Source organism: Clostridium sp. TJA032 (genome assembly GCF_058310275.1).
The window spans coordinates 232439-245610 of record NZ_JBZEFB010000002.1 but is presented as its reverse complement, the minus strand read 5'-3'; the positions used below and the strand labels follow the sequence as shown (position 1 = coordinate 245610).

The 13172-nt window shown below is 27.7% G+C and carries 11 protein-coding genes; 5 read left to right on the top strand and 6 right to left on the bottom strand.

Annotated elements, in window-relative coordinates; translation table 11 throughout:
* The first annotated feature begins 22 nt into the window (after positions 1 to 22).
* Positions 23 to 793: a tRNA1(Val) (adenine(37)-N6)-methyltransferase gene (locus AC4FRL_RS08180; protein ID WP_491139742.1), complete on the top strand. Its 771-nt coding sequence runs from the start codon at positions 23 to 25 to the stop codon at positions 791 to 793.
* Positions 794 to 795: 2 nt separating this feature from the next.
* Positions 796 to 1638: a 16S rRNA (cytidine(1402)-2'-O)-methyltransferase gene (gene rsmI / locus AC4FRL_RS08175; RefSeq protein WP_491139741.1), complete on the top strand. Its 843-nt coding sequence runs from the start codon at positions 796 to 798 to the stop codon at positions 1636 to 1638.
* A gap of 163 nt (positions 1639 to 1801) precedes the next feature.
* On the opposite strand, the gene AC4FRL_RS08170 is transcribed toward rsmI, so the two are convergent.
* Positions 1802 to 2041, bottom strand: a complete 240-nt coding sequence (locus AC4FRL_RS08170; RefSeq protein WP_003476163.1) for an AbrB/MazE/SpoVT family DNA-binding domain-containing protein — start codon at positions 2039 to 2041, stop codon at positions 1802 to 1804.
* Positions 2042 to 2718: 677 nt separating this feature from the next.
* On the opposite strand from AC4FRL_RS08170, the gene AC4FRL_RS08165 reads away from it, so the two are divergent.
* Positions 2719 to 3318 carry a DUF1836 domain-containing protein gene (locus AC4FRL_RS08165; RefSeq protein WP_491139740.1) on the top strand — a complete coding sequence of 200 codons (600 nt, stop codon included), beginning with the start codon at positions 2719 to 2721 and terminating at the stop codon, positions 3316 to 3318.
* A 49-nt stretch (positions 3319 to 3367) separates the two neighbouring features.
* On the opposite strand, the gene AC4FRL_RS08160 is transcribed toward AC4FRL_RS08165, so the two are convergent.
* Together AC4FRL_RS08160 and AC4FRL_RS08155 are read right to left on the bottom strand one after the other, a co-directional pair.
* Positions 3368 to 4243, bottom strand: coding sequence for an aldose 1-epimerase family protein (locus AC4FRL_RS08160; RefSeq protein WP_491139739.1), 876 nt, complete (start codon positions 4241 to 4243; stop codon positions 3368 to 3370).
* A 101-nt stretch (positions 4244 to 4344) separates the two neighbouring features.
* Positions 4345 to 5343 carry an LCP family protein gene (locus tag AC4FRL_RS08155; RefSeq protein WP_491139738.1) on the bottom strand — a complete coding sequence of 333 codons (999 nt, stop codon included), beginning with the start codon at positions 5341 to 5343 and terminating at the stop codon, positions 4345 to 4347.
* A gap of 170 nt (positions 5344 to 5513) precedes the next feature.
* Between AC4FRL_RS08155 and AC4FRL_RS08150 the strand changes: the two genes are divergently transcribed.
* Complete coding sequence (locus tag AC4FRL_RS08150; RefSeq protein ID WP_491139737.1) at positions 5514 to 6365, top strand: YihY/virulence factor BrkB family protein; 852 nt, start codon at positions 5514 to 5516, stop codon at positions 6363 to 6365.
* Between the two features lie 34 nt (positions 6366 to 6399).
* Here AC4FRL_RS08150 and galE read toward each other — a convergent pair whose 3' ends face one another.
* Entirely contained in the window at positions 6400 to 7386 is a 987-nt protein-coding gene (gene galE, locus AC4FRL_RS08145; protein ID WP_491139736.1) for a UDP-glucose 4-epimerase GalE, read from the bottom strand.
* Positions 7387 to 7536: 150 nt separating this feature from the next.
* Between galE and AC4FRL_RS08140 the strand changes: the two genes are divergently transcribed.
* On the top strand, positions 7537 to 7881 hold the full coding sequence (locus AC4FRL_RS08140) for a single-stranded DNA-binding protein (RefSeq protein ID WP_491139735.1): 345 nt from the start codon (positions 7537 to 7539) through the stop codon (positions 7879 to 7881).
* Positions 7882 to 7942: 61 nt separating this feature from the next.
* On the opposite strand, the gene AC4FRL_RS08135 is transcribed toward AC4FRL_RS08140, so the two are convergent.
* Positions 7943 to 9142: an FprA family A-type flavoprotein gene (locus AC4FRL_RS08135; protein ID WP_491139734.1), complete on the bottom strand. Its 1200-nt coding sequence runs from the start codon at positions 9140 to 9142 to the stop codon at positions 7943 to 7945.
* Between the two features lie 469 nt (positions 9143 to 9611).
* On the bottom strand, positions 9612 to 12941 hold the full coding sequence (locus AC4FRL_RS08130) for an endo-beta-N-acetylglucosaminidase (RefSeq protein ID WP_491139733.1): 3330 nt from the start codon (positions 12939 to 12941) through the stop codon (positions 9612 to 9614).
* Positions 12942 to 13172 lie beyond the last annotated feature (231 nt).

Sequence of the window (13172 nt, the reverse complement as noted above, 5' to 3'; positions counted from 1 at the left end):
TTATAAAAAGGTGAGTGTATATATGACTAAAACTTTAAATAATCTTAACTTAGATTTAGTTAAAGAAGATGAAACTCTTGATGACTTACAATTAAATGGGCTTCATTTAATACAGAAAAAAGAAGGATTTAGATTTGGAGTAGATGCTGTTTTATTAGCTAATTTTGCTAATGTTAATAAAAAGCATTCTGTATTAGATTTATGTACAGGAACAGGTATAATTCCTTTTATTATTTACGGAAAAAAAGAACCTAAGGAAGTATATGGGGTTGAAATACAGGAAGAATTTGCTGAAATGGCAAATAGAAGTGCGAAAATTAATAATCTTCAGGATAAATTATCCTTTGTGTGTGGAGATTTAAAGGATGAAAAGTTAATAAAATCAATGCCTAGGTTTGATGTAGTAACAGTTAATCCTCCCTATAAATTAAATAATGCAGGAATAATTAATCCAAAGGATAAGCTTGCTATAGCTAGACATGAAATTATGTGTACCTTAGAAGATGTAATAAAGGCAAGTAGAAGATTCTTAAAAGATAATGGAAGATTATATATTGTACATAGACCAGAGAGATTAGCAGATATATTTTGTCTTATGAGAAAATATAAAATAGAACCTAAAAGAGTTAGAATGGTTCATCCTAATACAAAAAAAGCTGCTAATATAGTTTTAGTGGAAGGACAAAGAGATGGAGGAGCTTTCTTAAAGTGGGAAGCACCTTTATATGTTTACAATGATGAAGGTGGATATAGTGAAGAGATAAATAAGATATATGGAAGGGAGAATTTTTAAAAATGAGTAAAGTGTATTTAGTTCCAACTCCAATAGGAAATTTAGGAGACATTACATTAAGAGCTTTAGAGGTTTTAAAAAGTGTTGACTTAATAGCTGCTGAGGATACAAGACAAACCCTTAAACTTTTAAATCATTTTGAAATTAAAAAGCCTTTAATAAGTTATCATAAACATAATGAACAAGGAAAGGGAGAAGAAATTCTTAAAAGAGTTAAAGAAGGAGTTTCAGTTGCTATAGTTAGCGATGCAGGAACACCAGGTATATCAGACCCAGGAAGTGTTGTTGTTGAAAAATGTATAGAAGAAGGCATAGAGTTTGAAGTTTTACCTGGAGCTACAGCTTTTACAACTGCTTTAATATATTCAGGTTTAGATACAACTAAATTTATATTTAAGGGATTTTTTCCAAGAGAAAATAAGGAGAAAAGAGCTTTCATTGAAGACATAAAGGATAGAAGAGAGACAATAATAATCTATGAATCACCTTATAGAGTTTTAGATACTATAGATATTTTAAAAGAAGGGTTAGGAAATAGAAACGTAGCTATATGTAGAGAATTAACTAAGCTTCATGAAGAAATATTTAGAGGAACTTTAGAAGAAGCAAAACTTCATTTTGAAGAAAATGCTCCAAAGGGAGAATTTGTTTTTGTTATTTCAGGAAAAACAAATAAAGAAATAGAAGAGGAAAATACTTCAAAATGGATAAGCATGTCAATAGAAGAACATATAATACATTATATTGATAATGAAGGAATGAAGAAAAAAGATGCTATAAAACAAGTAGCAAAGGATAGAGGAGTTGCAAAGTCAGAAATATATAAATTTTCTTTAGATATATAATTGACAAATATCTTTAATATAAATAAAAATAAATTTAATAAAAAATAAAGCACTTCATAGGGGATTATGAAGTGCTTTAACACTATAAGGGGATATAGTGTTAAAATTATTATTGGTTAGGGTTAAAATGTTAATTAATTATTTATATAAAATAAGTTAATTACTATTTTTTTAATTCATCTAAACATTTTTGGCAGATGTTTTTACCTTTGTAGTTAACAACATCTCTTGCATCTCCACAGAATATGCATGCTGGCTCATATTTCTTTAAGATGATTTGTTCACCATCTACATATATTTCTAAAGCATCCTTTTCTGCGATATCTAATGTTCTTCTTAACTCTATAGGAATAACTATTCTTCCTAATTCGTCTACTCTTCTTACTACACCTGTTGATTTCATTATACTTCCTCCTTGCATTTTACAACTTTCGACAAAACGCATTATAATATTAACAAACTTGTCATATTAAGTCAATATGTTTTGTCAAAAAAAATGTTTGTTTACAATTTTTTTTATTCTCAATCAATTATATATTAAATATACTACCATTTTTTTGAAAAGTCAAGGTAAAGATTAATTTATTTTACATAAATAGACTTAAATATTTTGACAAAAAGTCAAACAAAAGGATAAATATTGATATAATGGTAGCAAATTTACATGAAAAAATAACAATTAACTTATAAAATATATATTTAAAAATAAAATTGGAAAAAAATATTAAAAATGTCGTACGTCAAATTATTTAATTTATACAATATTATATGAATAATTTAGTATATTGTTTATTATTGTATAGAAAAATAGGTGTAAATATGCGAATTTAGAAATTCAGAATATTTTATTTCATATTTGTCAAAAAAAATCTAATATTAACTAAAGTAAATTTAAATTTTTTTAAAAAAATTTGAAAATATTTTACTAATATAGAATTAAATATAAAAGAATTTTTCTATAAAAAGTTTTTTATTATAAAATTACCATATCATCATAAAATAGAGGGTATTAACTTGTAATGTGATTATAGATACTATATAATACATAATAAGGGTTTAAAACGAAATTTGAGGTGTACTATGGATATTAATAATTTTAATTCTGAACAAATAAGAGATTTGGTAGAGGAAATGTCAAAAAATAGTATGGTTTCCTATGATGATTTGCCAAAGTATGATTTATTTCTTTCACAGGTTATAGATTATCTAAATGATAAGTTTACAGAGGATAAATTCACTAATAATATAGTTCAAAATTATATTAAAAGTGAGGTGATATCAAAACCAGAAGATGGTAAAAAACGAGGATACACTAAGGTGCACTTAGCTCAGTTGGTTTTATTAAGTTATATGAGACCCTTGTTAAAAACCGATGAGATTAAAAAAGTATTTGCTTTAGCTTTTAATGATATTAATGATAGAAGTGATGATATAATATCTTGGGAAACTGCTTACAAAATGTTTGGAGAAGTTCAAGAGGAAAGCATAAAAAGATTTTTAGAGGTACCATTAGTTAATAACGATAAAATAGAAGAAATAATAAAATTTTCTGATATAAAAGAAAAGGATAGAGATTGTATAGTAACCTTTTTAACTGTTATGACCTTAATTGCACAGGCTAGTGTAGTTAAAAAGATTGTACAAAAAATAGTTAATAATTATCATAGAGATGAAACATAAAAAAAGTTGAAGGGTATGCTTCAACTTTTTTTATTTAATTTGCAATATTTTATTCATAGAAAGAAATATTATAATCACAGGTAAACTCTTTTTTAGGCATAAGTTTTTCTATAGCGGCTTTATCTTTAAGCTCTCCTTCAAAACCATAAAAATCAGCATGACCAAACCAAGGCTCTATACAAACAAAAGGAGCACCTGTATCTTTTGACCAAAGTCCTAAATAAGGAAAACCAGAAAAATCAAAGTCTATATATTTTTTATGTTTTTTTGATTTTAATGCTATTTTATTTGAATTTAGATTATTAAAAACTAAGGCATCATTTTTAAATAAATCAGTAGATAAATTTATTATATTTTCATCCTTTAAATAAGGTTTTTCTTCTTTTGAAAAATATCCAGCACCTATTAATTCCATTATATTTGCCTTTTCTTTTTTGTTAAATTCAAAATAGTAATCATCAAAATTATCTTTTTCTATAGGACACATAAAAGCAGGGTGAGCTCCTATTGAAAAATACATTTCTTTATTATCTAAATTTTTAACGATATATTTTATATCTAAATTATTTTCTTTTAATGTATATTTAATTATAAGTGAAAATTTAAAAGGATATATTTTTAAAGTATCTTCAGAATATTTAAGTTCAAAGGATATACTATTTTCACTTTTTTCTATCATATTAAAATCACGTACTCTAGCTAATCCATGTTGAGGTAATTCATATATTTCATTGTTAACCTTATATTTTCCGTTAAATACTTTTCCTACTATAGGGAAAAGTACTGGAGAGTGATATTTCCAGTAGGCTTCATCTCCTGACCATAAAAATTCTGTGTTATCTTTTTTTCCAGTAATACTGTGTAATTCTCCGCCATGATTGCTTAAAGTAACTTTTAAGTATTCATTTTCAAGGGTATAAATCATAATCTCATCCTTTCAGATTTTTTATATTTTAGTATAATTATACCATTAATTATGTAAAGTAAAAAAGCTAGAAAACAATAAATATTTTCTAGCTTTTTTTATTAATTAGGATTAACATCGTTATAAATATAGTTTTGAATTTGTTCTTTTGTTTTGGCTTGGTCAAAAATTAGATACCAAGTGCCATCCATCATTTCTCCTTTGCAATATCCATCTAGAGGAAAACGCATATTTTCTAATGGAGGAATTCCAGTTTTAGCTACAGAAGTAGCAACCTTAATTATTTTAGATGGAGTTAAGTTTGTTTCAACATAAGGTAAAAGTTTATTTACTATGTCTGGATATTCAGAAGGTTTTAAAGATGAAAGTTTATTTACTAATGCATCAAGAATATTTCTTTGTCTTTCAGTTCTTTCATAATCTCCATTTCCTTCATAACGTATTCTTGCATAGGCTACAGCTTGTTCACCATTTAATACTTGATTACCTGCATGAACTGGAGGAAACTTATTTCCATTACTATCACAGGCATTATTAATTTCAGCTATTTCATAAGGCTTAACATCTATAGTAACCCCACCTAAATGATTTATTATTTCGGCTAAACTATCAAAATTTACTGTAACATAATCTTTTATATTTAATCCAAAGTTTTCGTTTATAGTTTTTAAAGCTAAAGTTGGTCCTCCATAAGAGTAGGCGTGATTTAATTTAGTCATACCATGACCATCTACATCTACATAACTGTCTCTCATAAGAGAGGTAAGTTTTAATTTATCATGCTTAGTATCAACAGTAGCTATTATTATAGCATCAGAACGTCCAGTATTATTATGGTCTCTACTATCTACACCAAAGAGAGCAACATTTAAAATTCCATCTTGAAAAATATCTTCATTTTCTTTATCTATTCCTAAAGATTCATCATCTTGGGTTATTTTTTTTATATCCATTTTATTAAGTGTAGAGTGTATGTATGTAGCCCCAAGACCTATTCCTATAAGAAGTAAAAAGAATAGTGTTAATACAATTATTTTTGCTTTATTTTTTTTCTTTGATTTTTGAGTGTCGTTATTCTTAAAATTATCATCTTTCGACATTAAATTCACCAACCTTTATTATTTAAAATTTAAAATTTTTCATATGATTTTTTAGGTCTTTTATAAGAAAGTTATATTTATATAAGTTATACATATTTATTATAAATGTGTATAATTAATATATCTATAGTTAATTATAAAATTAATATTTATTTGTAAGGAGCCGTTTTATGAAAGAGAAATCAAAAGGTTTTTTGAGAAAAACTATAATATTTCTTGTGATGTTCATAAAAAAAATAGGAAATGACGATATTTTTGCCTTAGGGGCTCAGTTAGCATATTATATGGTATTATCATTTATACCTTTTTTAATGTTTTTAATGACTTTAGTAGGTTTTAGTAATTTAAATAGTGATACCATACTTAATTTATTAAGTAATGTTATGCCAACAGAAGCCTTTGATTTAATAAAAAGTACTGTTATTGAAATTGTAGATAGAGAACAGACAGGATTATTATGGATAAGTATATTTTTAGCTATATGGGTGTCATCTTCTGGTTTTAAAGCTGTAATTAAGGGATTGAATAAAGCATATGGAGTTAAGGAAACTAGGTCTTATATTAAGTTAAAAATAATTTCTATGATTTACACAGTCTTATTAGCATTAATTGTAATTGCAACATTATTTTTATTTGTTTTTGGAGATGTAATAGGAGACTTTTTTATAAGGTTTTTAGAACATCCTGAGTTTATATATAAGGTTTGGAATATATTAAGGTATGTGGTAGTAATTTTAATTATGATATTATTTTTTATGTTTTTATATAATGCTACTCCTTGTGTAAGACTTGGATGGATTGAAGTTATTCCAGGAGCAGTTTTAACAACTTTAGGGTGGATATCAATATCCTATATCTTTGCTTTTTATGTAAACAACTTTAGTAATTACTCTAGACTTTATGGAAGTTTAGGAGCTGTGTTTATGTTTATGACTTGGATGTTTATAACCTCTATGATTTTAATATTAGGTGGAGAAGTAAATGCTATAGTAGCCGAAAAAGAAAGATTAAGAAAAATATAAAAAAGAGTTATTCAAAGAATAACTCTTTTATTATTTATTTTTCATATCCATTTGGATGATTTTTATGCCATTTCCAAGCAGTTTCTATTATTGTTTCTAAAGAGTTAAATTGAGGTTTCCAATTTAATTCTTCAATAGCTTTTTCTGATGATGCTATTAGTATAGCAGGGTCTCCAGCTCTTCTAGGAGCAATTTCTGCTGGGATTTTATGACCAGTTACTTTTCTTGAAGCCTCCACAACTTCTTTTACTGTAAATCCAGTACCATTACCTAAGTTATATATTCTGCTTTCTCCACCATTCATTAATCTTTCAAGAGCTAAAGAGTGAGCTGAAGTTAAATCTGATACATGAATATAGTCTCTTACGCAAGTACCATCTTTAGTCTTATAGTCATCACCAAATATCATGATTTTTTCTCTTTTTCCTAAAGCAACTTCTAAGATTAATGGAATTAGGTGAGTTTCAGGTGAGTGGTCTTCTCCTATTTTTCCACTAATATGAGCACCAGCTGCATTAAAGTATCTTAAGGCAGTATATTTTATACCGTAAGCACTATCACACCATTTTAAAATCTTTTCAACAAGAAGTTTAGATTCTCCATAAGGGTTAGTTGGAAGATTTTTATCTGTTTCTAATATAGGAATATTTTCAGGTTCTCCATATGTTGCTGCTGTTGAAGAAAATACTATATATTTTACATTATGATCTCTCATAGCTTCTAATAAGCATATAGTACCTGAAACGTTATTATCAAAGTATTCTAAAGGTTGAGTCATACTTTCTCCTACAAGAGAGTATGCAGCAAAATCTATAACAGCTTCTATATCATTTTCAGTAAATACCTTGTCTAAGATTTTTCTATCTCTTAAGTCACCTTTATAAACTTTTCCTCCAAGAATTGCATCTTCATGTCCTTTTTCAAAGTTATCTAAAATAACAACTTCTTTATTTTTTTCAAGTAAATCAGCAACCATATGGCTACCGATATAACCAGCACCACCACAAACTAAAATTGCCATATTAATACCTCCGTAAATTTTATTATATTTTAATTATATACCATTTGAGGTAAAATTTTTACTAAAAAAATAAAAATTAATATGAATTTTGAATAAATTTAACTTTTTTGGTTAAAATCATAGGTAAGAATTTTTAGGAGGTTATATTACATGAATAAAATAGTTTTATTAGGACGTCTTGTAAAGAATCCAGAATTAAGATATGTAGAAAATAGTGAAAAAGTCTTTACCAAATTTACAATTGCTGTGGCTAGAAATTTTAAATCTTCTACAGGGGAAAGAAAAAAAGATTTTATACCAATAATAATGTGGGATAAAAAAGCTGAAATAGCTTGTAAATATCTAAAAAAAGGAGATATGTTAAGTGTTAGTGGAAGACTTATAACTAGAAGTTTTGAAGATGAATATGGGAAGAGAAGATATATAGTAGAAGTATCTGTAGAGGACTTTAAATGTATAAATTTTAATCAAGATAGAATAGATAATAATATTTAATATAAAAAGAGTAGTAAGAAAACCTTACTACTCTCTATTTAATATATTCAAACTTTTAAAATTATTTTAAAGCATTTCCAATTCCAACTCCGAAGTCGAAAGCTTTTTGAGCTTCTTCTTCAGAAGGTTTAAATTTAACTCTTAATCCTTCTACAGGCATTTTCATTCTTAATTCTTTTAATCTAACTTCCATTCTAGGAACAGCTTCACCACTCCATCCGAAAGAACCGAAGGCACCAGCTATTTTTCCACCATGTATTACAGGGTTAAGTTTTGACATTAAGTCTCTAACTGGCTCAAGAAGTTCATTAACTATAGTTGGTGAACCAAATAATATAGCATCTGATGTATTAACTTCGTTAACTAATTCTGACATATCATGTTCAATTATATTAAACATGTGTATATCTAAATCACCAGTAGATTTAAGGCCTTCAACTATCTTATCAGCTAACATTTTAGTATATCCATAAGCAGATACGTAGAAAATTGAAACCTTCTTAACTTCATTCTTAGGTGCTGGAGTACTCCATTCCTTGTAAAGGTTCATAACCTTTTGAGGGTTACTTCTTAATATTGGTCCATGACCTGGACAAATTATTTCTATATCTAAATCTTTAATTTTATCTAAAGCTTTTAATACGTAAGGTTTAAATGGTCCCATTATACAATCAAAGTAGTATTTTAAAGAACCTAGATATTCATCTTCGTTAGTTATTAAATCATCAAACATTTCTTCAGTACAATAATGGCTTCCGAAGGAATCACAAGTTATAAGAGTTTTATCTTCCTCTATATAAGTGTAGATTGTATCTGGCCAGTGTAAGAAAGGTACTGACATGAATTTTAAAGTTTTATTTCCTAAAGAAATTGAATCACCATCTTTAACAGGAATTGATTCAAAGCTTCCGTTAACTATTTCTTTTATGTAGTTAATAGCTATTGGTGATGCTACTATCTTAGCTTTAGGAGCTAATTTTAGTAACTTATCTATAGAACCAGCATGGTCAGGTTCAGTATGACTTACAACTATGTAGTCAATTTCTGAAGGCTCAACACCTAAGTCTTGTAATCTTTCTATATATTGATCAAAGAATCCATCTTTTACAGTTTCAAATACTGCAGTTTTTTCACTACCTTTAACAACATATGAGTTATAAGTTGTTCCATGAGGTGTATACATTATTATGTCAAATACTCTAAGGTTTGGATCTAATGCTCCTACCCAAAATAAATCGTCTTTAATATTTAAGTGCTTCACTACATACGCTACATATTTTTTGTAGAATAATATGCAGCTACCTCCCTTCAACAATGTAATATTTTTTATAAATTAAGAATTATTTTATACATAAACCTGAAATATATTAAATTAATTAATCTAACCTCTATCCCTATATATAATTACCAATAATTCTATTAACTATGTTAAATAAGTATATAAAATATTGATAAATTAATATAAATTTTAATGATTTGTTACTTAATTAATTAATAATATCAAATAATAAATTCTATTATTTGATATTATTAATTATACACTTTTAGGGTTAAAAGTAAATAGAAATTAGGTATTATTAACTTAATTTTAAACTAAAAAACAATTGGGAATTTTCAGAATATTCACTAGTTTCTTTCATTAATTTTACTAAGATTTGTTTTTAAAAATTTTAATTAAATTTTAAAAACAACCTACTAATATTTAGTAGGTTGTTTTATTTAAATATTATTTATTTTTTCTTTTTTCTTAAGCTTAAATAAGCACCTAAACCAGATAAGGCAATTCCTACTGTTGCTAGAGCAGAAGCATTTAATGGGGAACCTGTATTAGGTAAATTTCCACTTTCTAATTTCTTTGTTGTAACCTCTAAAGAAACTTTCTTTGACTCATTTCCTTCTTTGTCTAAAGATGAAATAGAGAAGGTATATTTAGTGTTTTCATTTAAATCTTTTACTAAAAATTCAAGAGGCTCATTATCAGAAGAAACTCGTGCTATTTCTTCACCATCTTTATATATAACATATTCTTTAATTAAAGATTCATCCTTAGGAGCTTTCCAGGATAATAGTACGCTATTTTCAGTTATTTCTTTGCTTTTGAAATCCTGAGGTTCTGTAGCTGTTATATCTACGTTACCACCATTTTCAGGTTTTTCTTGAGAATCTGGGTTCTCTGGGTTATTTGGATTTTCAGGATTATTAGGTTTATCGGGTTCAACTGGTTTATCAGGATTTTGTGCAGGTGGTAAATCTAAAGTACCATCCAATCCTTTTATAGCAACTTCGTATATTCTAGCTGCTGAATCTGCACCTTGAGTTGGCTTTATTATATTTACTCTTACATACCTAGCTTCTGTAACAGGGAAAGCATCTTTACTTATTGCCTCTTTATTATCTTCTACAGAAAGTATTTTAGTAAAGTTCTTTCCATCTTTACTAGCTTCAAGAGAGTATGCTTTAGTATTCATTCCAGAACTTTCTCCACCAGCTTCTGCATGGCTTATTTCTAATTCGCTTATGGTTTTAATATCTCCAAGGTCTATAGTTAAAGTATGAGGTGCTTCTCCTACTGCACACCATTTTGTTTTTACATCTCCATCTAAAGCAAATTTAGGTGCTTCATTTTCATTTACAAAGCTTGAAGCAGTAGCATCCTTATTAAGAGATAAGTTTATTAAGCCATCCTTTGCTTTATTTGTAACAGTTATAAGTTCAGTTTTAGTTTCTACATTTTCTCCAGCAGAGTTCTTAGCTATTAATGTTACAGGATAAACCCCTTCTTTTTCGTAAACTACAGTTGGATTATTTTCTGTACTACTTTCTATTGTTGCACCAGGGAATTTCCATAATACTTCTTCTGTAACTTCAGAACTAGTATTTGTAAATGTTACAGATTGACCTGGAGCTATTAATGTATTAGAAACTTTAAATGAAGCTTGTGGTGAAGGATAGTCAGGCCATTCCATAGTTATACTTTGACTATTTCCTCTTTTTAAGTTTTTATTAACAGCAACTATTTCAAATTTAGTGTTGGCTTCCTTATTATCTCTTTTTAAATTCCCAACATAATAATTATTGTTAGGAGTTGCACCTACTAAAACTTTAGAACCATCCTTCATAATTCTATATACTTCATAATGATGAACGTTAGAGGAATCATTTGCATTCCATGAAAGTCTTGCACCAGCATAAATTCCATTTTTAAATTCTACGTCATTTAAATTTGCATTATCTATATTTACTATTTCACTAGAGTTAGGAACTTCAACAGTTATATTTCCTAAATTTATTAAAGCGTTTTCTAAAGGTTTTTCACTTGAAAATTTATATGATATAGTTTTTATTGATTTACCATAGTATGGAGATATATCATAATTTACTTTTGTCCACTCTTTATTAAGAGAAGTATTTCCTTTTATTAAGGCTTCTGTTCCATCTTGGAAGGTAAGAAGTAAATCCATATTAACTCCTGTTTCATTAGCCTTAGCTATAGTTGAAAACTCTGTTCCCTTTGGTAAGTTTAAATCTGCGCTATAAAGCTTTAATGTAGAAGGGGTATTTCCTTCTAGAGAACCAAAGACTTTAATTGAATTACCACCATAATAAGCAGTCTTATAATCTATATCAGCTTTTAAGTTGTTATTTCCTTCATTTGAAATAATCCATCTATAAGTTGGCATTATATCATTTAAACTTCTATTATTCCAATCTTCAGTTGAAACTTTATTACCGTCAACATAGAAGTCATAGCCATTTCCCATATTAAAATTAGTGGTGAAAGGAAGAGTTGTTACAGCACTTTTTTCTACTGAGTAAGTTGATATTCCTCTCCAGTCAACACCTTCAGCTTCTGTAGCCTTAGAAGGGTCTCCTTTTTCATTTACCCATAGCTTACTTTCATTATCTAAGAATTCCTCAGGAGTTTCTGCATTGAAGTATGTCCAGCTAGGACAATATAAACCTAAAGAAGTAAAAGGTGCTTGTCCATCTCTTTGATAGTGAGTCCATCTAATAGGAGTTTTATAGCCATTTGCTTGAACATCTATTCCAGCGTATAAGTCATAAGGATTTATTCCACTTTCCTTAGCTTTTTCATTAGACACTCTTAAAAGGTCTTTGTCTTTTAAACTATTATTTGTCCACCAAAAGTTTAAAAACATACTATCTGCAACTTTGTTTTTATCTCCATCTATTAAAAAATATTCATTTTCATCTGTTAAGGCATTTTGCCAATCCATTTTTCCTTCCTTTGTCATGGAATCATACCACATTATTTCAAGATTATTTTTTGATTTTTCCTTAAACTGCTTTATTAATTCCTGCATAAGAGAGGCGTGTTCTTTTGTTAGAGGTTCCTCTTCAGTACCTTCAGTCTCTTGATTTATAAACCAACCATCAAAGCCATAAGTTTCGGCAACTTCTATTAATTTATCAACTATTGGGAAGTTTCCGTTAGAATCCTTTTGAAGAAATTGATTTAACCATTCCATTTTTCCACCATGAGCTGTCATAGGGAAGAATATAGTTCCTAAAACAGGAACACCATTTCTGTGTGCTGAATCTGTAACATCAGGACTTGGAGGAACTATTAAACCTTCACCAGCAGAGCCACCCCAATATACTAATTTATCTATATACTGCCAGTATGAGAAGGTGTTAGAGCTAAATTGATTAGAACCTTGAGAAGGATTTCCACTAGTATTTGCATTCATAATTGAAATTGCTACAACTTTAACATCCTTATTTTGAGTTTCATTAACTGTATCAAGTTTATCTTTTTCGACTCTTTTTGCTAGTGGTACTGTACTTTTATTAAATAAAACATCTTTGTCGTTTTTTGCACTCCATTTTAATAAATCTTCAGGATACCAATAGGAAGAGATAGGTTGATTTTCTATAGAATTTGATTTCTCATAATTTTCACTATAATTTGATATTTGAGAATCAGCCTTAGGTGAAGCATAAGTTATTTTTCCTAAGGCATTAAAAGAAAAGGCGAAAGCAGCAAAAACACAAAGTAGAGCTCTTCTACGTTTTTTAATTTGTTTTTTATTTTTCATAACAAATCCCCCTAATTATTTAATATATATAAGTTTATAGATTGAATTATTGCATAATAAGTAATTTTCATAAATTAACTAATTATATAAAAAGTGGATAAATTATAGTATTTACAACGTTTTCATAAAATTTATTGCTAAATTATGAAAGGATAAAAAAATATGCATAAAAAATAAAAAAATTTCACAGAAAAATACAGAAAAAATTAATTTTGGGTTTGCAATAAGAAA